Source organism: Pseudomonas sp. PAMC 29040, assembly GCF_003994535.1.
Classification (GTDB): domain Bacteria; phylum Pseudomonadota; class Gammaproteobacteria; order Pseudomonadales; family Pseudomonadaceae; genus Aquipseudomonas; species Aquipseudomonas paraversuta.
Window position 1 is genome coordinate 220,773 of sequence record NZ_RZAA01000008.1, and the last position, 22,735, is coordinate 243,507.

General features: G+C 61.2%; 16 protein-coding genes. 5 read left to right on the forward strand and 11 right to left on the reverse strand.

What is annotated here, in order from left to right:
• Positions 1-8: 8 nt before the first annotated feature.
• A complete protein-coding gene (locus WG29040_RS16450) occupies positions 9-821 on the reverse strand; it encodes an HDOD domain-containing protein (RefSeq protein ID WP_177412988.1) in 813 nt (270 codons plus the stop codon).
• A gap of 201 nt (positions 822-1,022) precedes the next feature.
• Between WG29040_RS16450 and WG29040_RS16455 the strand changes: the two genes are divergently transcribed.
• Positions 1,023-2,219 carry a class I SAM-dependent rRNA methyltransferase gene (locus WG29040_RS16455; RefSeq protein ID WP_004419762.1) on the forward strand — a complete coding sequence of 399 codons (1,197 nt, stop codon included), beginning with the start codon at positions 1,023-1,025 and terminating at the stop codon, positions 2,217-2,219.
• 147 nt (positions 2,220-2,366) lie between these two features.
• On the opposite strand, the gene WG29040_RS16460 is transcribed toward WG29040_RS16455, so the two are convergent.
• The gene (locus WG29040_RS16460; protein ID WP_127196537.1) at positions 2,367-4,061 is read right to left on the reverse strand and encodes a DUF4153 domain-containing protein; all 1,695 of its coding nucleotides are present in this window, start codon (positions 4,059-4,061) and stop codon (positions 2,367-2,369) included.
• Between the two features lie 317 nt (positions 4,062-4,378).
• On the opposite strand from WG29040_RS16460, the gene ilvD reads away from it, so the two are divergent.
• Positions 4,379-6,226 (forward strand): dihydroxy-acid dehydratase, encoded by a 1,848-nt coding sequence (gene ilvD / locus WG29040_RS16465; RefSeq protein ID WP_127196538.1) that lies wholly within the window; start codon positions 4,379-4,381, stop codon positions 6,224-6,226.
• Positions 6,227-7,627: 1,401 nt separating this feature from the next.
• On the opposite strand, the gene WG29040_RS16470 is transcribed toward ilvD, so the two are convergent.
• On the reverse strand, positions 7,628-8,683 hold the full coding sequence (locus tag WG29040_RS16470; protein ID WP_003444524.1) for a hypothetical protein: 1,056 nt from the start codon (positions 8,681-8,683) through the stop codon (positions 7,628-7,630).
• Between the two features lie 218 nt (positions 8,684-8,901).
• On the opposite strand from WG29040_RS16470, the gene WG29040_RS16475 reads away from it, so the two are divergent.
• Positions 8,902-10,293, forward strand: coding sequence for an L-cystine transporter (locus WG29040_RS16475; protein WP_003444526.1), 1,392 nt, complete (start codon positions 8,902-8,904; stop codon positions 10,291-10,293).
• Positions 10,294-10,343: 50 nt separating this feature from the next.
• Here WG29040_RS16475 and WG29040_RS16480 read toward each other — a convergent pair whose 3' ends face one another.
• Complete coding sequence (locus tag WG29040_RS16480) at positions 10,344-10,856, reverse strand: dihydrofolate reductase (RefSeq protein WP_003444527.1); 513 nt, start codon at positions 10,854-10,856, stop codon at positions 10,344-10,346.
• A 91-nt stretch (positions 10,857-10,947) separates the two neighbouring features.
• Between WG29040_RS16480 and WG29040_RS16485 the strand changes: the two genes are divergently transcribed.
• Entirely contained in the window at positions 10,948-12,327 is a 1,380-nt protein-coding gene (locus WG29040_RS16485) for a DUF2868 domain-containing protein (protein ID WP_003444528.1), read from the forward strand.
• Positions 12,320-13,684, forward strand: a complete 1,365-nt coding sequence (locus WG29040_RS16490) for a GTPase/DUF3482 domain-containing protein (RefSeq protein WP_003444529.1) — start codon at positions 12,320-12,322, stop codon at positions 13,682-13,684. The genes WG29040_RS16485 and WG29040_RS16490 overlap by 8 nt, the downstream gene beginning before the upstream one ends.
• A gap of 113 nt (positions 13,685-13,797) precedes the next feature.
• On the opposite strand, the gene WG29040_RS16495 is transcribed toward WG29040_RS16490, so the two are convergent.
• The 7 genes from WG29040_RS16495 to WG29040_RS16525 all read right to left on the reverse strand — a co-directional run bounded on the left by WG29040_RS16495 (position 13,798) and on the right by WG29040_RS16525 (position 22,728).
• Complete coding sequence (locus tag WG29040_RS16495; RefSeq protein ID WP_127196539.1) at positions 13,798-14,355, reverse strand: phosphonate degradation HD-domain oxygenase; 558 nt, start codon at positions 14,353-14,355, stop codon at positions 13,798-13,800.
• Entirely contained in the window at positions 14,355-15,482 is a 1,128-nt protein-coding gene (locus WG29040_RS16500; RefSeq protein WP_127196540.1) for a TIGR03364 family FAD-dependent oxidoreductase, read from the reverse strand. Before WG29040_RS16500 ends, WG29040_RS16495 begins: the two co-directional genes overlap by 1 nt.
• A gap of 130 nt (positions 15,483-15,612) precedes the next feature.
• Positions 15,613-16,635, reverse strand: a complete 1,023-nt coding sequence (locus tag WG29040_RS16505) for a putative 2-aminoethylphosphonate ABC transporter substrate-binding protein (RefSeq protein WP_003444532.1) — start codon at positions 16,633-16,635, stop codon at positions 15,613-15,615.
• Between the two features lie 47 nt (positions 16,636-16,682).
• The gene (locus WG29040_RS16510; protein ID WP_060781710.1) at positions 16,683-18,407 is read right to left on the reverse strand and encodes a putative 2-aminoethylphosphonate ABC transporter permease subunit; all 1,725 of its coding nucleotides are present in this window, start codon (positions 18,405-18,407) and stop codon (positions 16,683-16,685) included.
• 1 nt (position 18,408) lies between these two features.
• Positions 18,409-19,485 (reverse strand): putative 2-aminoethylphosphonate ABC transporter ATP-binding protein, encoded by a 1,077-nt coding sequence (locus tag WG29040_RS16515; RefSeq protein ID WP_003444536.1) that lies wholly within the window; start codon positions 19,483-19,485, stop codon positions 18,409-18,411.
• A gap of 230 nt (positions 19,486-19,715) precedes the next feature.
• Positions 19,716-20,579 (reverse strand): LysR family transcriptional regulator, encoded by an 864-nt coding sequence (locus WG29040_RS16520; protein ID WP_003444538.1) that lies wholly within the window; start codon positions 20,577-20,579, stop codon positions 19,716-19,718.
• Positions 20,580-20,595: 16 nt separating this feature from the next.
• Positions 20,596-22,728: a heavy metal translocating P-type ATPase gene (locus WG29040_RS16525; protein ID WP_256681558.1), complete on the reverse strand. Its 2,133-nt coding sequence runs from the start codon at positions 22,726-22,728 to the stop codon at positions 20,596-20,598.
• Positions 22,729-22,735 lie beyond the last annotated feature (7 nt).

The following is a 22,735-nucleotide window of genomic DNA, read 5'->3' on the forward strand; positions in this document are numbered from 1 at the left end:
CTGCGAGACTAGTGGGCACCCAATTCGCGAATGCTTTCTTTAAGGTTGTCAAAGTCGTAGTCGGACAGACCAATGTAGTCCAGCACCAGGTGCCGGATGCTGTTCCATTCATGGTCTTCACGCTGGTTGCCCAGCACTGTGTGCGAGGCACAGATATGTTCGGCCATCTTGAGGATCGCCAGCAGGTTTTTAAGCTGGCTGTTGCGCGAAGAGTCGTCGCTGAAAATCGCCAGGGCATTGTGGTGATTGGCAATCGCCTCTGTCAGATGCGCAGGCAGACGCCAGGATTTTGCCGTGTAGTAGCCGACCACCGCATGGTTGGTATTGAAATGCCGGTTTTCAGTGTCAACCACACGGCTGCCGGTCCCGGCATTGGCGTAGCCCTGTTCCAGTACCCGCATGTAATCCGGGAAGCGCTTGAGCATCAACGGGATGCCGCAATCGTGAAACAGCCCCAGGGCATAGGCTTCATCCAGAGCCTGGGTGCCCGTGCGCTTGGCCAGGGTCAGGCTGGTCATGGCCACGTCCTGGGCCGTGTCCCAAAACCGGTTAAGGGTCACGATGGTGTCGTCTGTCATCTCGCCCTTGATCGACTGTGCGTTGATCAGGTTGATCACGGTCCGGCTGCCGAGCACCGTGACTGCACGGCGGATCGAGGCAATCTTGTTGCTCAGGCCGTAATACGGCGAGTTGACGATTTTCAGCAGTGCCCCGGACAGCCCCGGGTCCTGGGCGATCAGGCCGGCTATCACTTCCAGATCCGGGTCCGGCATGTATTGCTCCATCTGCAAATCCACCATGATTTGCGGTTGAGGCGGCACGCTGATGCCTTGCAGGGCAAGGCTGATCTGTTCGGATGAAAGCTCTGGGGGCATAACGACGCACTCTGAATTGGACGGCGAGTCTAGCGGAAATTTCTGGCCATTTGCGCACGTAATCCGACGCAATACCGCGAATCAGCTGAGCTTGCAGGGTGCGTCTAAGGCTATAATCGCGCCCTTTTCAATACCCGGAGCGACGTCATGTCCCTGCCAAGCCTGCGCCTTAAAGCCAATGCCGATCGACGCCTGCGCGCCGGCCACTTGTGGGTCTACAGCAACGAAATTGATGTAGCCAACACCCCGCTGCACGGCTTCAAGGCCGGCGACCAGGCCGTGCTTGAAACCGCCGGCGGCAAGCCGCTGGGCATCGTTGCCATGAGCCCGAACAACCTGATCTGCGCTCGCCTGCTGTCGCGCGACATCAAATTGCCGCTGGACAAATCGCTGCTGGTACACCGCCTGAACATGGCTTTGTCCTTGCGCGAGCGCCTGTTCGACAAGCCTTACTACCGCCTGGTTTTCGGCGATTCCGACTTGCTGCCGGGCCTGGTCGTAGACCGTTTCGGCGACATTCTGGTGGTTCAGCTGGCCTCGGCCACCATGGAACAGCACAAAGACGACGTGATCGCGGCACTGGTACAAGTCATCAAGCCAAGCGGCATCCTGTTCAAGAACGACTCGGCTGCCCGTGACGCTGAAGGCCTTGAGCGTTATGTCGAAACCGTCTTCGGTCTGGTGCCAGAGTGGGTTGCACTGGAAGAGAACGGCGTGAAGTTCGAAGCGCCGGTCATGGCCGGCCAGAAAACCGGCTGGTTCTACGACCACCGCATGAACCGCGCCCGCCTGGCCCCGTACGTTAAAGGCAAAAAGGTTCTGGACCTGTTCAGCTACATCGGTGGCTGGGGTATTCAGGCTGCCGCTTTCGGCGCCAGCGAAGTGACCTGTGTCGATGCCTCCTCGTTCGCCCTGGACGGTGTTGAGCGCAACGCTGCGTTGAACGGTTTTGCCGAGAAAGTCACCTGCATGGAAGGCGATGTATTTGAAGCCCTGAAAGAGCTCAAGGCCAACGAAGAGCGTTTCGACGTGATCGTGGCCGATCCTCCGGCCTTCATCAAACGCAAAAAGGACCTGAAGAACGGCGAAGGTGCTTACCGCCGCCTTAACGAGCAAGCCATGCGCCTGCTCAGCAAGGACGGGATTCTGGTCAGCGCATCGTGCTCGATGCACCTGCCGGAAGACGACCTGCAGAACATCCTGCTGACCAGCGCCCGCCACCTGGACCGCAACATCCAGTTGCTGGAACGCGGCGGCCAGGGCCCGGATCACCCGGTGCACCCGGCGATTGCAGAAACGCGCTACATCAAGAGCATCACCTGCCGTTTGCTGCCTAACAGCTAAGACGCCTGAATCGCTGGCAAGCCAGCTCCCACAGTGGAAATGCCCTGAGCATATCTCGTGGGAGCCGGCTTGCCGGCGATGACTCAACATCCTGCAAACTGAGTCGCCTGCCTCGCCGGAAGTCCGGCTCCCACAGGGGTGTCCTAGTTAAGGCTGCGGCGGTATCTCCGGTTGCGGGCTCAGTTGTTCATCCCCGGCCTGCAGCGATTGATAACGCGGCTTCACCACTTTCACCTTCCCTTCGCGAATCTGTTCAATCATCTCCAGCGGGTTTTCGACACCTGCATAGGTGCCTGCACGCTGCCATTTGCCCTGCGCATCACGCTTGAAGAAGTACAGCGGATCAGACCAGCTGTATTTGGGTAACTGCAGCACTTCGTCCTGCCCGTCCTGATCCAGATCGACCGCCCACATGGCACATCCCGGGTACAGGCACTGCTGCCCGCCAATGCCGGGGTCGTTGAACTGCTCGCTGCCTTCCACGACAGGCCCGATCCACTCCAGAAGCCGCCCATCGGAGTCCCGCGCACCTTTACCGGCCTGGGCATCCTTGAGCCGTTTCAACAGAACTTCGCGCGCGGGTTCTGCCAACACCCGGCCCTGCTCGACTTGCTCCAGCAATGCCTCGAACGCCTGCTTACCCGGTGGCCCCAAGCGATAGAGCAAAGTGTCGGCATCAAAGCTCTCTACCGGACTTTTAGCCTCCAGCACGCGCTTTACCTGATTGCTGGCGCTGATCTGCAACGGACTGAACCACGGGGTATGAATCGCCAACAGCAGTACCACGCTGAGCAACGCAATCAGCGGGTTGCTGATGCGCAGGCTCCACAACCACTGACGCTGAGGCACCACCACCGCCCAGGCCGCGGCAAGGGTATGAACCAGCATCACCGCCACCAGCAACATCGCCAGAATGCGGCTGGGGGTCAGGCCATATTGTTCGATTCGCAGCCAGCTCGAATACCCCGCCAGCAGCACCAGTACCGGCAAGCACAGCAGGCACAGGTCAACCATGCGCAACAGCCATCGCGGATAACCGCTGCTCTGCTCGCCGACCTGGAACACGCCATTGAGCAGAAACAGATTGGCCGCCACCAGACACAGCATGATCGGCGTCGAATAGCCGGTGGCCCAAATGGGCTGCAGCCCGGTAAATAGCAGGGCCAGGGTGAAGACAATGGCAATCAGCGAACTCAGGGGCAGCAGAAAGCGGCACAAGGTCAGCAAAATGCCGCGTAACAGACCGATGACACGATCGTTGTCGCGGCCCATCTGCAGGCCCAGGGCAAACACCATCATCGAACTGATGCAGATAAACCCGGTGGTGGAAAACAACTGATTGAGCGCCACAATCCCGAGCATCTTGAACAGGCTGCCCCACAACAGCAGCAGCGCCCAAAACACGCCGTTCAACAGCAAGCCCAGCAACACGATAAACACCGTGTCCCAGGCGTGGCGGAACAGGTCTTCGTAGCGCGGGAAGCGCCCTTCGCGGCTCGGCCAGCTGAGGATGAAAGCCGTCACTATATAAGTGATCACCACGGCAAAGCAGACCCAGGTGCCGGTCAGCCAGCTGCTGCTGCGCAAACTGTCGCCGCCCTCCCAGTACACCCAGGCGCTGATGGCGCTCATCACCAGCGTCAGCCCAAGCACCAGCCAGGCCGTACCGCGCTGACGCACGTCTGGCCCCAGCAGCACCAGGTTGATACCGCCGACCAATACCGCAGTGGCCAGGGCAAACTGGAGCCCCGGCTCGGTCAGGGCGCTCGCCAGCCATAGCAGCAGCCCTTGCGCCAGGCCAATGACCAGGCAGGTTCGCACGGATCGGTTGAGGGTCAGCATACGAATGTCCTTATCGAAAAATCATGCCTGCACTCTATAGCCTGAACACTACCAACGCCTACCGGCCCGCCAAATGCAATGACTCCTCACGCAGGCAGCCAACCCTCTACCCCATTCCCTCCCGCCGCCAGCCGTGTAGAATCGACGGATTCATCGCCAATCATCCCCGGCGGGTTTATGAGCTCAGGCCCTGACGCGCGGCGATCCCGCAGCGTTAACGGCAGCTTGCTGACACGTGGTCATTTTCTGTGTAGTCCGCCAGTCATTAGAAGCTCACTTCCCTGTTTGTTACCTGATTAGCCGCCCGGAGTTGTTCCATGCCTGACTATCGTTCGAAAACCTCCACCCACGGCCGCAACATGGCCGGTGCCCGCGCTTTGTGGCGCGCCACGGGGATGAAAGATGCCGACTTCAAGAAGCCGATCATCGCCATTGCCAACTCCTTTACCCAGTTCGTACCCGGCCACGTCCACCTCAAGGACATGGGGCAACTGGTAGCCCGCGAGATCGAGCGCGCCGGCGGCGTTGCCAAGGAATTCAACACCATTGCCGTGGATGACGGCATCGCCATGGGCCATGACGGCATGCTGTATTCGCTGCCGAGCCGCGAGATCATCGCCGACTCCGTCGAGTACATGGTCAACGCTCACTGCGCCGACGCCATCGTGTGCATTTCCAACTGCGACAAAATCACCCCTGGCATGCTGATGGCTTCTTTGCGCCTCAACATCCCGGTGATTTTCGTCTCCGGCGGGCCGATGGAAGCGGGCAAAACCAAGCTCGCCAGCCACGGTCTCGACCTGGTAGACGCCATGGTCATCGCCGCCGACTCCAGCGCTTCTGACGAGAAGGTTGCCGAGTACGAGCGCAGCGCCTGCCCTACCTGCGGTTCGTGCTCCGGCATGTTCACCGCCAACTCGATGAACTGCCTGACCGAAGCCCTGGGCCTGGCGCTGCCGGGCAACGGCACGGCGCTGGCGACCCACAGCGATCGCGAGCAACTGTTCCTGCAGGCAGGCCGCACCATCGTCGACCTGTGCCGTCAGTACTACGTCGAAAACGACGAAGCGGTACTGCCGCGCAACATTGCCAACTTCAAGGCATTTGAAAACGCCATGACGCTGGACATCGCCATGGGCGGTTCGACCAACACCATCCTGCACTTGCTGGCAGCAGCCCAAGAGGCCGAAATCGACTTCGACCTTAAAGACATCGACCGTCTTTCGCGCCACGTACCGCAGCTGTGCAAGGTGGCACCGAACATCCAGAAGTACCACATGGAAGACGTGCACCGCGCAGGCGGCATTTTCTCCATTCTCGGCTCGCTGGCCCGCGGCGGCCTGCTGCACACCGATCTGCCGACCGTGCACAGCAAGACCATGGCCGAAGGTATCGCCAAATGGGACATCACCCAGACCGACGATGAAGCTGTTCACACCTTCTTCAAGGCCGGCCCGGCCGGTATCCCGACGCAAACCGCGTTCAGCCAGTCGACCCGCTGGGAAACCCTGGATGACGACCGTGAAAACGGCTGCATCCGCAGTGTTGAGCACGCCTACTCGCAAGAAGGCGGCCTGGCCGTGCTGTACGGCAACATTGCGCTGGATGGCTGCGTAGTCAAAACCGCAGGCGTCGACGAATCGATCCACGTGTTCGAAGGCAACGCCAAAATCTTCGAAAGCCAGGACAGCGCAGTGCGCGGCATCCTGGCTGACGAAGTCAAAGCCGGTGACATCGTGATCATTCGTTACGAAGGTCCGAAAGGCGGCCCGGGCATGCAAGAGATGCTCTACCCGACGTCCTACCTGAAATCCAAAGGCCTGGGCAAAGCCTGCGCCCTGCTCACCGATGGCCGCTTCTCGGGGGGTACTTCGGGCCTGTCCATCGGTCACGCTTCGCCGGAAGCGGCTGCCGGTGGCGCGATTGGTCTGGTACAGGACGGCGACAAAGTGCTGATCGACATTCCGAACCGCTCGATCAACCTGTTGATCAGCGACGAAGAAATGGCCGCTCGCCGCGTCGCCCAGGAACACAAAGGCTGGAAGCCGGTGGAAGTGCGTCCGCGCAAAGTCACCACCGCCCTCAAGGCCTACGCCTTGCTGGCCACCAGTGCCGACAAAGGCGCGGTACGTGACAAGGCCCTGCTGGACAAGCTGGTGCCATAAGCCGACGCGTCAAACAAAAATCCCGGCCATGTGCCGGGATTTTTTATGCCCGATACAAATCCATTTGTGGGAGCCGGCTTGCCGGCGATAGCAGCACCTCGACCCGATCGCCTCAATCGCTGGCAAGCCAGCTCCCACAGGGTAGGCAGAGTCCCTGCTTTTATGTTCAGGAAAAATCCACTGTGGAGGCCGGCTTGCCGGCGATAGCAGTACCGCGACCCGATCGCCTGAATCGCTGGCAAGCCAGCTCCCACAGGGAGGGCAGAGTCCCTGCTTTTATGTTCAGCCTAAATCCACTGTGGGAGCCGGCTTGCCGGCGATAGCAGTACCGCGACCCGATCGCCTGAATCGCTGGCAAGCCAGCTCCCACAGGGAGGGCAGAGTCCCTGCTTTTATGTTCAGCATGAATCCACTGTGGAAGCCGGCTTGCCGGCGATAGCAGCACCGCGACCCGACCTCCTGAATCGCTGGCAAGCCAGCTCCCACAGGGAGGGCAGAGTCCCTGCTTTTATGTTCAGAACAAATCCACTGTGGAAGCCGGCTTGCCGGCGATAGCAGCACCGCGACCCGATCGCCTGAATCGCTGGCAAGCCAGCTCCCACAGGGAGGGCAGATTCCCTGCTTTTATGTTCAGCCTAAATCCACTGTGTGAGCCGGCTTGCCGGCGATAGCAGCACCGCACCCGATCGCCTGAATCGCTGGCAAGCCAGCTCCCACAGGGAGGGCAGAGTCCCTGCTTTTATGTTCAGCCTAAATCCACTGTGGAAGCCGGCTTGCCGGCGATAGCAGCACCGCACCCGATCGCCTGAATCGCTGGCAAGCCAGCTCCCACAGGGTAGGTAGAGTCCCTGCTTTTATATTCAGGACACATCCACTGTGGAAGCCGGCTTGCCGGCGATAGCAGCACCGCGACCCGATCGCCTGAATCGCTGGCAAGCCAGCTCCCACAGGGAGGGCAGAGTCCCTGCTTTTATGTTCAGCATGAATCCACTGTGGGAGCCGGCTTGCCGGCGATAGCAGCACCTCGACCCGATCGCCTCAATCGCTGGCAAGCCAGCTCCCACAGGGAGGGCAGAGTCCCTGCTTTTATGTTCAGCATGAATCCACTGTGGAAGCCGGCTTGCCGGCGATAGCAGCACCTCGACCCGATCGCCTGAATCGCTGGCAAGCCAGCTCCCACAGGGAGGGCAGAGTCTCTGCTTTTATGCTCAGCATAAATCCACTGTGGGAGCCGGCTTGCCGGCGATAGCAGCACCGCGACCCGATCGCCCGAATCGCTGGCAAGCCAGCTCCCACAGGGTAGGCAGAGTCCCTGCTTTTATGTTCAGCATGAATCCACTGTGGGAGCCGGCTTGCCGGCGATAGCAGCACCGCGACCCGAGCGAGGGTTGTGCAAGCCTGTTACTGGATCTGGTCCGGTTTGACGATCACCCAGTTCTTGTCCGCAGTCACCGGCAACCCTTCCCTGGCCTGGGCCGCCGCGTTTTGGGCCATCATGCCTTCCAGCTGGGTCATGTATTTGTCCTTGCGGTTGATCCACAGATGAATCCCGCCTTTGGCCACGTCCACCCCGTGGAACAGCATGTAGCCGTCACTGGTCGGGGTGTCGCCGCCCACCAGCACCGGTTTTTTCCATTGGTCGATGTAGGTCAGGATCGCCGCCTGCTTGCCCGCCATCCAGGTAGCCGGGGTCCAGAGATAAGGCGTGAGTTCCAGTCCGAGGTTGGCCTTTTCGTTGTAGGTACCCGCGCTGATCTGTTTACGGGCCGTGGTCAGCTCGCCGGTCTTGCGGTCTTTGAGCAAGGTGCTCACGCCAATTACGTTCTGCGGTTTGACGTTGTACCCGTACTTGGGGTCTGCCGCGACCATGCGCACCAGTTCTTCCGAGGCGGCCGTCATCACGTACACCTCGATGCCATTCTCCATCAGCTTGTTGAACAGCTCGACCTGGCCGGTAAACACCTTGGGCGGCTGTACCTCTGAAGTCTTGAGCGCGTCACCTTCGAAGTAAGTCACCGGCACCGGCTTGCCCGAGGCCATCAACTCGTCAACGTAGCCCTTGAGTTGCTGCAGGGTGAACCCGGAAAACACCTGCGCCACCCAGGGGTAGCAGACCATGTCGTCAACTTCGCACAATCGGTAGTAATAGCTGAACAGGCTCTCCTTGTGCTCGGCCGTGTCTTTGAAAGGGATCAGCTTGAGTGACGGGTCAAGGCTGTCACGGGTGATCAGGCCGCGGTTTTCCATATAGGGCAGCAGCGCTTCTTCCAGATCGTTGCGATAGCTGGTGTTGTCCATGTCAAAAACTGCAAAGTTACCCTTGTTCGCGTTTGCGGCGATCATGGCATCCAGCTGTTTGGCCTGATCAGCCGGCCAGTGCTTCAAATCAGTGGCCAGGGCCTGGCCGGCAAGGCCCAGACACAGGGTTGCAGCGATCAACTTTAGACTCAGGTTCATCAGCTATGCTCCTATTTAAAGGCATCGACGCTAACAAACCTGCGTGACAGTTTTAACGTGAGCGCGACCGTTGACGTTCTAATAGCGCCACTGCCTTATTCCCAAAACCTAGGTACTCATTCCACAACGGTATATTTGCAGATATATCAACCTGTTAGGATTTCCGGTTCGAAATCGCTACAACTCAAGACTGGTACAAGTCGTCCCTCGGAGCTTTCATGAATTTCCCGCTGATCCTCAATCTGCTGGTGTTCCTCGCGTTGCTGTTCGGCTTGTCGCTGACCCGCCATACCGCGTGGAGCCTGGCGAAAAAAGTCTTGTTGGCGCTGGTTATCGGCGTGCTGTTCGGCCTGGGCCTGCACCTGGTCTACGGTGCCGACAGCACGACCCTGAAGACCTCCATCGGCTGGTTCGATCTGGTCGGCAGCGGCTACGTGCAATTGCTGCAAATGATCGTGATCCCGCTGGTGTTCGCTTCGATCCTGAGCGCCGTGGCGCGACTGCATAATGCCTCTTCCCTGGGCAAGATCAGCTTTCTGACTATTGGCACTCTGCTGTTCACCACCATGATCGCAGCCCTGGTCGGGATCGGCCTGACCAACCTGTTCGGCCTGACGGCCGACGGCCTGGTGGCAGGCGCGGCTGAAATGAGCCGCCTGCACGTGATCCAGAGCGATTATGCGGGCAAGGTTTCGGACCTCAATGTGCCGCAACTGCTGCTGTCGTTCATCCCGCAGAACCCGTTTGCCGACCTGGCCCGGGCCAAGCCTACGTCCATCATCAGCGTGGTGATTTTCGCTGCGTTCCTGGGGATTGCAGCGCTGCAACTGTTCAAGGACGAGCCGGAAAAAGGCGGGAAAATCCTCAGCGCCATCGACACCCTGCAAGCCTGGGTAATGCGCCTGGTGCGCCTGGTGATGAAGCTGACCCCTTACGGTGTGCTGGCCCTGATGACCAAAGTGGTCGCCACATCCAACCTGCAAGACATCATCAAGCTAGGCAGTTTTGTGGTGGTGTCCTACATCGGCCTGGCGCTGATGTTTGTCATCCACGGCGTAATCGTGTCGATATCCGGGGTTAACCCGCTGCGCTTCTTCCGCAAGGTATGGCCGGTTCTGACCTTTGCCTTCACCAGCCGTTCGAGCGCGGCCAGCATCCCGCTGAGTATCGAAGCACAAACCCGTCGCCTGGGGATTCCGTCCTCGATCGCCAGCTTTGCCGCCTCGTTTGGCGCCACCATCGGCCAAAACGGCTGCGCCGGTCTGTACCCGGCCATGCTGGCGGTAATGGTTGCGCCGACAGTGGGCATCAACCCGCTGGACCCGGTGTGGATCGCGTCGCTGGTAGCGATTGTGACCTTGAGTTCGGTCGGCGTGGCAGGCGTAGGGGGCGGTGCTACCTTCGCCGCCCTGATCGTGCTTCCGGCCATGGGCTTGCCGGTGTCGCTGGTGGCGTTGCTGATTTCGGTCGAACCCTTGATCGACATGGGCCGTACGGCACTCAACGTCAGCGGTTCGATGGTAGCCGGTACGGTGACCAGCCAGATCCTGCACCAGACCGACAAGGCCATTCTGGCTGAAGACGATCACGGTGACCTGGCCCACGCCTGAACACCGCATCGCCCTGCAGGAGCTAGCTCCTGCAGGGCAGGTGCAACCCCTCAGATTTTTTCCCACACCTCAAAGCTGAACGCCGGTTTGTCATCCACCGCCGGGTGCGGCTCGTTCGATACCAGCTTCCACTGCGCCTGATCAAACTCGGGAAACCACGCATCGCCTTCCGGGCTCAGCCCCACCCGCGTCAGGTACAAGCGGTCGGCATCTGCCAGCCCCTGGCTGTACAGCTGCGCGCCACCGATCAACATCAGCTCGCCCACGCCCTGCTCTTTGGCCCACTCTTCAGCGCGCTCAACCGCGGCCTCCAGTGATGCAAAAACTTCGGCACCTTCGAGCTGCAGACCGGTCTGACGACTGACCACCAGGTTCAAGCGGCCCGGCAACGGGCGGCCCAGGGAATCCCAGGTCTTGCGCCCCATGATGATCGGCTTGCCCAGGGTGGTGGCCTTGAAATATTTGAAATCCGCCGGCAAATGCCACGGCATGCTGTTGTCGACGCCGATCACGCGGTTTTCACCAAGTGCCGCGATCAGGCTGAGGGGGAGTGATTTTTTCATGGGCGCGAGGATACCAGAGCCGCCCGCGCCAGCAGTACCCGGTCCGACGTAACAGCGGGTATGCTCTTGGCTCACTTGAATGGAATGTCGCGTGACTCAACTTTCCCCCCTGCACCGCCTCTGGCTGACCGAAACCGTGCGCCTGCGCGAAGAACACGCTGGCCCGCTGGATGATCTTGAAGCCAGTCGCCGCGCCCGCACGGGCGGCGGTGATTTATCCACACGCCTGCAAAACCGGGCCCTGTGGCTGGCCGAACGCGATGGTTTACTCAGCGCCATGCAGCATTGGCTGCAAGGTGCCCGGCTGGCGTTACTGGTGCTGGCCGTACTGGCCGTAATCAGTGGCGCCGGGCTGGCCTTTGCCGCCCTGGGCGACGGACAAAACCCGGTCAATGTGTTCTGGGCACTGGGCAGCCTGCTCGGGCTCAATCTGATTCTGCTGCTGAGCTGGGCGCTGGGCCTGCTGTTTGCCGGCGAACACGGCGCCAGTCTGGGCCGCCTCTGGTTGTGGCTGAGCGAAAAATTCGCCCGCGACGCCAAGGCCGCGCAACTGGCGCCGGCGCTACTGCTGTTGCTGCAACGCCACAGGCTCAATCGCTGGGCACTCGGCTCGCTGGTCAATGGCCTGTGGCTGCTGGCAATGCTCAGCGCACTGCTGATGATGCTGTTGCTCATGGCCACCCGCCGGTATGGCTTCATCTGGGAGACCACCATTCTGAGCCCGGATGTGTTTGTGGCGGTGACCCGCAGCCTCGGCGCACTGCCGGGCTGGCTGGGGTTCGGTGTACCGACGGATGAGATGATCCGCGTCAGCACTGACACCCGCTACAACAGCGAATTGCTGCGTCAGGCCTGGGCGGTCTGGCTGGTGGGCATCGTGCTGTTCTACGGGGTAATACCGCGTCTGCTGCTGGCGACGTTCTGCCTGTGGCGCTGGAACCACGGGCGCAACGCCCTGCAACTGGACCTCAACCTGCCGGGTTACAACCAGCTGCGCGAGCGCCTGATGCCCAGCAGCGAACGCCTCGGCGTCAACGATCTGGCCCCCGAACAACTGCACAACGTGCAGGCCGGGCACACCGACTTGCAAACCGATGGCGCGCTGATTGTGGCCATCGAACTGGACGATCAACACCCCTGGCCGCCCAAACTGCCCGCCACGGTCAAGGACGCCGGCATCCTCGACAGCCGCGAATCCCGGCAAAGGCTGCTGGAGCAAATGACCCGCTTCCCGCCGGCCCGCCTGGCCATTGCCTGCGACCCGCGCCGGTCCCCGGATCGCGGCAGCCTGGCGCTGATTGGCGAACTGGCACGCAGTGCCGCCCAGACCCGCATCTGGCTGCTGCAGGCACCGTCCGGCCAGGCGCTGGACGCTGACCGCCTGAGCGACTGGCATAACGCATTGCAACAACTGGAGCTGCCGTTCGCCACCAGCGCCCCCCTGAACTGGCTGGAGACAGGCCATGACTAAGCCACTGACCCTGGCCGTGGTCGGCCATACCAATGTCGGCAAAACCTCGTTGCTGCGCACCCTGACCCGGGATGTCGGCTTTGGCGAGGTGTCCCATCGACCCAGCACCACCCGCCATGTCGAAGGCGCGCGGCTGTCGGTGGACGGCGAACCGCTGCTGGAGCTGTACGACACTCCCGGCCTGGAAGACGCCATCGCCCTGCTCGACTACCTGGAGCGCCTCGACCGTCCCGGCGAACGCCTCGATGGCCCGGCACGGGTGGCACGGTTTCTGGAAGGCAGCGAGGCGCGCCAGCGTTTTGAGCAGGAAGCCAAAGTCCTGCGCCAGCTGCTGGCCTCGGACGCCGGTCTGTATGTGATCGACGCCCGCGAGCCGGTGCTGGCCAAATACCGCGACGAACTCAGTGTGCTGGCCAGTTGCGGCAAGCCGCTGCTGCCGGTGCTGAATTTTGTCAGCAGCCCCCAGCATCGCGAACCCGAATGGCGCGAAGCCCTGGCCCGCCTTGGTCTACATGCACTGGTGCGGTTTGACAGCGTGGCCCCGCCCGAAGACGGCGAGCGTCGACTGTACGAAAGCCTGGCGCTGCTGCTGGAACATTCACGCGAGGCCTTGCAACGCCTGATTACCGACCAGCAGGCACAGCGCGAGGCACGCAAACACAGCGCCCTGCGCCTGATTGCCGAATTGCTGATCGACTGCGCCGCCTGTCGACGCAGTGTGGTCAGCGAGAAAGCCGCCGAGCAACAGGCCATCAACGAACTGCGCCAGGCAATCCGGCAGCGGGAACAGCGCTGCGTTGAAGCCTTGCTCAAACTCTACGGCTTTCGCGCCAGCGATGCTGCGGCCAGTGATTTGCCGTTGCTGGACGGCCGCTGGGGCGATGACCTGTTCAACCCCGAAACGCTCAAGCAACTGGGGGTTCGCGTGGGCAGCGGGATTGCCGCCGGCGCTGCAGCCGGGGCGGGAGTGGACTTGATGGTCGGCGGCCTGACGCTGGGTGCGGCAGCGCTGGCCGGAGCCATAGCTGGCGGCGCCCTGCAGACCGCGCGCAGCTATGGCAGCCGCTTGCTGGGTAAATTCAAGGGCCAGCGCGAACTGACCGTGGACGACAGCGTGCTGCGGTTGCTGGCTCTGCGCCAGCGCCAACTGCTGCATGCATTGAATGCCCGTGGGCATGCGGCGGTGGACAGCATCAAGGTTGCCACCCCGCAGGACAAGACCTGGCGTGAAGGCAAACTGCCGCAAGAGCTGAACAAAGCCCGTGCGCACCCGCAGTGGTCATCGCTCAACCCGCACCCGAAACTGAGCCAGAGCGAGCGCCAGGAGCAGATCGGGCTGCTGGCCCAACAGATCTGAACCCTGCCCTCTGTAGGAGCAGCCGGTCGACGCTCGATTGCTCGCGAGCTCTTCATGACCGCAGATTAAAAGCTCGCGAGGCAAGCTCGCTCCTACAGGTCATGGGCAAAAGGTCAGCTGGCCAACAGCCGCACTGCCTTGTCCTTGAGAATTTGCAGGTCGATGACCGGCACCTGCATCTGCTTGGCCTGTTCGTCCCAGACCCGCATCCGCAAGCTGAGCTGGCACAGCGGGTCTTGCTCGAAGGCATCGGCTTCTGACTCGCTCATCATCCCGCCCTGGTAGCCCAGGGTACGAATGCTGGCTTCACTCAACAGCTGGTAATAGCCCGGTTGACGCAGGGTCAGGTAGCGCTTGGCCTGCACGTGGTACTCCACCAACTTCGCCATCCGCTCGCTGAAGCCTGCGCGGCGCAAGTAATCAGCCCCGACCCGTTCATGACTGACCACCCCATAACCGCCCATGTTCTTCGCATCTTTGCCACACAAGTGCCCGATATCGTGAAAGAACGCAGCAAGCACCACTTCATCGTCACAGCCTTCAGCCAACGCCAGCTGTGCGGCCTGGGACATGTGTTCGATCTGCGACACCGGCTCGCCAATGTAATCATCAGCGCCGTACTGGCGGTACAGGCCAAACACCTCTTCCACCACTTGCTGCGCCTCGCTCATCACACCTCCTCCAGCAGCCGGGCAATATTGCCTTCGGCCATGGCCGGGCCCACGCTCATGCCCACTCCGGTTTGCATCAGGGCGGCATTCAAGCCTGGGGCTACCTCCAGCCAGGTGAACGGTTTGGCCCCCCGGGCACCATAGACCCCCTGCCAGCGTTCAACCACCTGCACTTCACAGCCAAGGGTTTGCTCGCACAATTGCAGCATCCAGTTGTCCACCTGTTCGCCGTTGAACGGTGATGGATCGCCACCGTAATCGTGGGAATCACCGATGATCAATTCACCGTAAGGTGTCGGGCTGACCAGCAGATGAATCCCGTGCCGGTCCAGATGCGGGCTGTCGCGCAGGATCTGGGCCTGTACCGCTGCCGCTTCCGGCAAGTCGGCAAAGGCGCCGTAATGCACGCAACTGAGGCCGGTCATCAGCGCATGTTGCAGCTGCAAATCAATTTTTGGTCGTACACGCAGCATTTGCAGGCGGCAGATCTGCGGCTCGAGGCGGGCCAGCGGTTCAGCCAGCAGGGTCAGGTAGTCATGCCCCGAACACACAATCACCTGGGCGCCTTTAAAGCTGCCGGCAGTGGTATGGACCAAGCCTGGTTCGACTTCGCGGACCAGGGTCGAGAAGTGAAACTCGACCCCCAGCTCCCGTTGCAGGTACTGGATCAACGCCGGGATTGCTTCGCGCGAGTACAGCTGCAGGTCATCCAGCCCGTGCAGTGCGGCGCGATGATGGCTGAACTGGCCACCGTAGAGGCGCTGCATCTCGGCGCCCCGCAGGAGCTCGGCGCGGTAGCCGAATTCAGGGCCACGGCCCTGGCAGAAGGTGTGCAGAAGATGCTCTTCGGCCTCGGTACGGGCGAACAGGTACGAACCGTTTTGCTTGAGATCAAAGCCCGCATGCTGCGCCCAGCCGGTCCAGATTTCACGGCTGGCGCGGGCCAGATCCAGCATCACGCCCGGCGGCTGGCCCGTCACCAGCGCCATGCCGAAATTGCGCACCGAGGCCCCCAGCGGGGTGCTGGTGCGCTCGAAGACCTGAACCTTGAGCCCGCGCCTGGCCGCCGCATAGGCGTGGGACAGCCCCAAAATACCGGCGCCGACGATAAGGATTGTTTGAGTCATAAGCATGTCCTGATGGAGCGGGCTTCTGTAGGAGCAGCCGGTCGACGCGCGATTGCTCGCGATCTCTTCATGACCGCTATTAAAAGCTCGCGAGGCAAGCTCGCTCCTACGGGTTTTATTTGCTGAGAAATTACTGCGCCACTTTCTCGGACTTGCCGTCATAGCGCTTGCGCCATTCGGCCAGGATGCTGTCACGATTCTGCGAGGCCCAGGCAAAGTCGTTCTTGATCAGGCGCTGTTCGTAGTCCGCTGGCAGTTCGGTCTGCGGCTTGGCGATGCCGGGTTGCGCGAGTACGGCGAAGTTCTCTTTATAAAGCTCCATCGCTGCCGGGCTGGCAGAGAAGTCGGCCAGCTTTTTCGCCGCCTCTTCATGGGGCGTGCCCTTGATCACCGCAGTGGCTTCGATTTCCCAGCCCAGGCCTTCCTTGGGCAACACGATATCCAGCGGAGCACCCTGGCGCTTGAGTTGCACCGCCGGGTATTCGAACGAAATACCGATCGGGAACTCGCCAGAAGCCGCCAGTTTGCATGGCTTGGAGCCGGAGTGAACGTACTGGCCGATGTTCTGGTGCAGGTCATCCATGAACTGCCAGCCCTGTTTCTCGCCGAAGGTTTGCAGCCAGGCACTTACGTCCAGAAAACCCGTGCCCGAGGACGCCGGGTTGGGCATCACGATCTTGCCCTTGTATTCCGGTTTGGTCAGGTCCTGCCAGCTCACCGGTTTGCTCAGACCCTGTTTTTGTGCCTCGATGGTGTTGAAGCAAATGGTCGCGGCCCACACGTCCATCCCCACCCATGCCGGTGGATTGGCTGGATCGCGATAGTTGGCGCCGATCTTGGCCAGGTCTTGGGGTGCATAGCTTTGCAGCATGCCCTGCTGATCAAGTATCGCCAGGCTGGAGGCGGCCAGCCCCCATACCGCATCGGCTTGCGGGCGGGCTTTTTCCGCCAGCAGCTTGGCGGTGATGATGCCGGTGGAGTCGCGCACCCACTTGATCTCAACGTCCGGGTTGGCCTTCTCAAAAGCCTGCTTGTAGGTTTTCAGCTGCTCGGCTTCGAGAGCCGTGTACACGGTCAGCTCGGTTTTGGCAGCAAAGGCGTTGAAGCTAAAAGCAGTGAGGACAGCAGCGGCAAGGGCAAGCGGCTTGAACATGGTGCGGTTCCTTTTGGTTGTAGAGGGCAGGCTTTGATGGGCGCGGATCATTGCGCAGGTACGCCCTGGCGCCAGGCCTGGGAGCGGCGTAACAAGCCGCGTGAAGCCCAGGCCAGCAGCAGGGACACGCCCGCCGAGGTGAACAGAATCAGGGTCGACATGGCCGCCGCGCCGCCAACATTGCCGGCGTCGTCCATGTTCAGCACCGCCACCGCCGCGAGGATGGTGTCGGGGCTGTAGAGAAAGATCGCCGCCGACACCGTGGTCATGGCCGAGACGAACAGGTAGCGCACGATGTCGAGCAACGCGGGCAGACAGATGGGAACGGTGACGCGCCAGTAGTGGCGATACAGCGGCGCCTTCAGTGACAGCGCGGCTGCTTCAAACTCACTGTCCAGTTGCCGCAGCGCGGTGGTCGCGGTCATTTGTGCGGTGGTCAAATAGTGAGCAATGGTGCACACCACCAGCAGCGTCATGGTTCCGTAGAGCACATGCAGCGGGTTGCCCGGCAGGTTGAAAAAGAACACGTAGCCCAGACCCAGGACCAGCCCCGGTACCGCCATGGGTACGAAACTGAGCATGCGCAGCGCCAGGTTCAGGCCTTTCTGGCCTTTGCTCTTTTCCATCAGGTAGGCGCCGGTGAAAATCAGCACGCTACCGATCAGTGCCGCGCACAACGCCATGGTCACGCTGTTGCGGTAGGCCAGCCAGCCCCCGCCTGCCGTATCGTTGAACTGGTAGTGATTGAGCGACAGCGACAGGTTGTACGGCCAGAATTTGACCAGTGACGAGTACACCGCCATGCCGAACACCAGCACCAGGGTGGCGCAAATCAGCAGCACAATGGCCAGGTAGCAGCGGTCGCGGACTTTCGAGGGCAGCGGCTTGAAGACCTGGGCCCGACCGCTCATCGAGTCGCCATGCTGACGGCGCAGCCAGGCATCCACGGCGAAGCTGAACAGCGCGGGCAACAGCAGCACCATGCCGATCAAGGCACCGCGGCCGAATTGTTGCTGTCCGACCACAGCCTTGTAGGCTTCCAGCGCCAGCACCTGGTAATCGCCCCCCACCACCACCGGTACGCCAAAGTCGGTGATGGTCAGGGTGAACACCAGACAGAAGGCGGCGAACACCGCCTGGCGGGTGCCCGGCCAAGTGATGCTGCGAAAGGCTTTGAAGGGCCCCGCCCCCATACTCGCTGCGGCGTCGAACAAACGCGCATCAGCCAGGGACAGCGCGGACAGCAGAATCATCAGGGCGTGGGGGAAGGTGTAAATCGCCTCGCCCAGCACGATGCCCCAGAAGCCATAGATATTGTCCGAAATCAGCCCGCGCAACATGCCCTGATTACCAAACAGGTACACCAGGGCAATGCCCGGCAACATCGACGGCGCCATCAGCGGCAGCAGCGAAAGACCGCGCCAGATGCGCTTGCCGGGGATCATGGTGCGTTGCAGCGCGTAGGCAAAGAGGTAGGCCAGCGGGACGACAATCGCCGCCACACTCAGGGATACCTTGAGGCTATTACCCACCAGCCAGTGAAAATTATCGCTGGTAACCAGCTCCCGCGCTGCCACCCAGCCACCACCCTGACCATCCTCGGCGCTGAAGCCGCGCCAGAAGATCGCCAGCAATGGCATCAATACCGCCACACCCAGCAGCAGCAAGAGCAGCAGCTTGCCGCCGACCACGAAAATCCTGTCGCCGAGTTCAGCGCTGGAGGTTTTGGCTATCACTTTGCCGGGCACTGGCAGGGCCATTTCAGCGGCCATCTCAGGCAAACACCTGCAAGCTGTTCGGCGGCAGGGCGACAAAGATGTCCGGAGCGCCAAGGCGCGGCAGATCCTGGGTGCCGACTTCGGCAGTGAGTGCATGGCCTGGCAAATGATTGAGCTCAAAGCTCATGCGGCAGCGATTGCCAAGAAAGGTGATCTCGCGCACCCGCGCCGGGAACAGGTTCTCCTGATGCAGCAGCGGGTTCACGCTGATGGTTTCGGGGCGGCAGAACAGGCGGCCCGATGCAGCACGCCCAGCGTCGTCCGCCAGACGCATGTTCATGCCGCCGACCTGGGCGTGGGTGGCGCTGTTGCGCTCAAAGGGCAACCAGTTGCCTTGCCCGACGAACTCGGCCACAAAGGGCGTCGCTGGCCTGTCGTAGATTTCCTGCGGCGTGGCGTATTGCTCGACCTTGCCGTTGTTCATCACGGCAATGCGGTCGGCCATCAACATCGCTTCGTCCTGGTTGTGGGTCACCATCAACGTGGTAATGCCCAGGCTGCGCTGCAGTTGGCGCAGTTCGGTACACAGATGCTCACGCACCCGGGCGTCGAGGGCCGACATCGGCTCGTCGAGCAACAACAGCGAAGGTGACGGCGCCAGGGCTCGGGCCAGGGCTACCCGCTGCTGCTGGCCGCCGGAGAGCTGGCCGGGGAATTTCTTTTCGCTGCCGGTCAGGCCCACCAGCTCGAGCATGGCTGCCACCCGCTTGCGCACCACGTCGCGATTGCTACCGGCCAGGCCGTAGGCGATGTTGGCTTCGACTGTCAGGTTGGGGAACAGCGCGTAGGACTGAAACAGAATCCCGTAATCACGAGCTTGAGGTGCGAGGTCAGATACATCGCGATCACCCAGATACAGCACACCGTTGTCCTGGCGTTCGAGCCCGGCGATGCAGCGCAGCAGGGTGGTCTTGCCGCAGCCCGAAGGCCCGAGCAGGCACACCAGTTCGCCAGCGGCGACCTCCAGCGACACATCATCCAGCGCATTGAAAGCGCCAAAGCGTTTGCTCACATTGCGCACCTTCATCGGTACGCCCGGTTGGGTAAAAGCGGTTGCGTTCGAGCTGTTCATGGATGCACCTCATCAAGCAGATGGGGGTCATCCTAGAGACGCAATGCGTACAGAATGTGGCAAGAACGCAAAATCAGCCGATAGGGGTATTGGTGGATTTTGGATACAGAGCCCCATAGATTCCCGCAGGAGCGAGCTTGCCTCGCGATACAGGTAACTCGGTTAACCAGTGAAAACGGGGTGATTCGATCGCGAGGCAAGCTCGCCCCTACGGTTTTTTTTGTATGTGCTCAGGCCGGGGCCATTTCCTGCGCCAGGCCCAAAAAGGCTGCCGGCAGCCGCGCCGATTTGCGCTCTTTGAGGCAGTACAGGTATTCCGCGATCTGCGGCGCACCTTCGAGGGTCAGCACCCGCAATTGCGGATCGTGGGGCACTTCCTGACGGGCAATGATGCTGATCCCGATGTTGCGCAACACCGCCTCGCGAATCGACTCCCGACTGCCGATTTCCAGCAGCGGACCAAAGCCCACACCGGCGCCGTCCAGCAGCTGCTCCGTTAGTTTGCGGGTGGTCGAACCCTGTTCGCGCATCAGCAGACAATGCCCGGCCAGCGCGCTGAGCGGCACGTGTTCGAACTTGGCCAGCGGGTGATTGCGATGCACCGCCAGCACCAGCGGGTCGGTGCCCAGAGTCCGGCGAATCAGCCGTGGATCCTCCACCAGTTGCGACGAAGCGGCGATATCAACCCGGTACTCGTCCAGGGCTTCGAGCACTTGCTGGGAATTGCCGATGTCCACCGACACGGCAATTTGCGGCAGTCGCTCGCGAAAGTTTTTCACCAGATCGAGGATGTAGTACGGGGCAGTGGCCGCGATGCGCAAGGTGCCAGTGCCCTGACCACTGTTGCGTAGAAAAAACTCGATATCGCCCTCTTGCTGAATCAGCGCCTTGACCATCGGCAGCAAACGCACGCCGTCATCGCTGAGGGTCAGGCGCCGCCCGCCGCGGTAGAACAACTCCACCGCGTACTGGCTTTCAAGCTGGCGAATCTGTGTGGTCACGGTCGGCTGACTGAGCCCGAGCTTTTTCGCTGCCTGAGTAATGCTGCCCAATTGGGCCACCCGGTAAAACGCTTTCAGCTCGGCACTCAGCACTGCGGCCTCTCATGATCTATTTGCGCAACAGGCGCAAACCGTTGAACACCACCAACAGGCTCACGCCCATGTCGGCAAACACGGCCATCCACATGGTGGCCAGACCCAGGAAGGTTACCGCAAGAAAGATCCCTTTGATGACCAGTGCCAGAGCAATGTTTTGCTTGAGGATGCTGGAGGTCTGACGTGACAGACGAATGAATGCCGGTATTTTGCGTAGATCGTCGTCCATCAGGGCGACATCGGCGGTTTCTATCGCGGTATCGGTGCCTGCAGCCGCCATGGCAAAACCAATTTCGGCACGGGCCAGTGCCGGGGCGTCGTTAATCCCGTCGCCGACCATGCCCACGTGATGCCCCTGGGCGTACAGCGCCTCAATCGCCTTGAGCTTGTCGTCGGGCAACAAGTTGCCCCGGGCCTGATCGATACCCACCTGGGCCGCAATGGCACTGGCGGTATGCGGGTTGTCGCCGGTCAGCATCAGGGTTTTGATCCCCAGTTCATGCAACTCGCGGATCGCTTCGCGGCTGGATTCCTTGACCGTATCGGCCACGGCGAACAACGCCAGCGGACCTGAACTGTCGCAAAGCAAAATCACGGTTTTACCCTGCTCTTCCAGGGCAAAGAGTTTTTCTTCCAGGGCCGGGGAGCACAGGTTCAACTCTTCAACCAGACGATGGTTGCCCAGGTGGTAGAGCTTGCCGTCGATTTCACCGCGTACGCCGCGTCCGGCCAGGGCAGTGAAGTTATCCACAGGCCGTAGCGCCAGGTTTTTATCCACCGCGGCGTTGGCCACCGCCAGAGACACCGGGTGATCGGAGCGGCTGGCCAGACTCGCTGCCAGCAACACGGCGCTCTCGGTCATCAGCGGGTCGAGTGGCAGGTAATCGGTTTGCACCGGCTTGCCGTGGGTGATGGTGCCGGTTTTATCCAGTGCCAGGAAATCCAGCTTGTGACCGCTTTCGAGGTACACCCCGCCCTTGACCAGAATACCTTTGCGCGCCGCTGCCGCCAGACCGCTGACGATGGTCACGGGAGTCGAGATCACCAGTGCACAAGGGCACGCCACCACCAGCAACACCAGGGCGCGATAGATCCAGTCAAACCATACGCCCCCCATAAACAGGGGTGGAATCACGGCCACCGCCAACGCGAAGATGAACACCACCGGGGTGTAGATTTTCGCGAAGCTGTCGACAAAGCGCTGAGTCGGAGCCCGGGCACCCTGGGCTTGCTCCACGGCGTGAATGATTCGCGCCAGGGTCGAATTGCTGGCCGCAGCAGTAACCCGGTATTCCAGCGAGCCGGCCTGGTTGATGGTGCCGGCAAAAATTTTATCGCCGACAGTCTTCTCGATCGGCAGGCTTTCACCGGTGATCGGCGCCTGATCTATGGTCGAACTGCCCGAAACCACTTCACCGTCCAGACCGATGCGCTCGCCGGGGCGAACCCGCACGATAGCGCCCAGTTCGACGTCTTTGACCTCAAGTTCCCGCCACGATCCATCAGGCTGTTGCACGGTGGCCTTGTCCGGCGCCATTTGCATCAGGCCGCCGATGGCGTTGCGCGCCCGGTCCAGGGATTTGGCTTCGATCAGTTCGGCCACGGTAAACAGGAACATCACCATGGCCGCTTCTGGCCATTGGCCGATCAGCACCGCGCCGGTCACGGCAATGCTCATCAGCGCGTTGATGTTCAGGTTGAGGTTCTTCAGGGCGATCCAGCCCTTCTTGTAGGTGGTCAGGCCGCCGCTGAGGATCGACACCAACGCCACCAGGGCAATCACCCAGGCAGGAGCGGCATCGGTAAAGTGCAGCACTTCGGCCGCCAGTGCGCCAACACCGGCCACGGCCAGCGGCCACCAGTGTTTCTTGGCCGGCGGGGTGACGGGGCCGGCATCCGTATCCGATTCCAGCGGGTCGGCCTGCATGCCCAGGGACTTGATGGCCGCAATGATCGGCTCGGTGGACGGCAGGTCATGGGTCACACCCAGCACCCGATTGATCAGGTTGAATTCCAGTTGCTGCACACCCGCCAGCTTGCCCAGTTTGTTCTGGATCAGGGTTTGCTCTGTGGGGCAGTCCATGGCTTCGATACGGAAGCTGCTCAAGCGGGCGCCCGCCGTAGGGGCAGCGCTGAGCTTGATCACGCTCGGA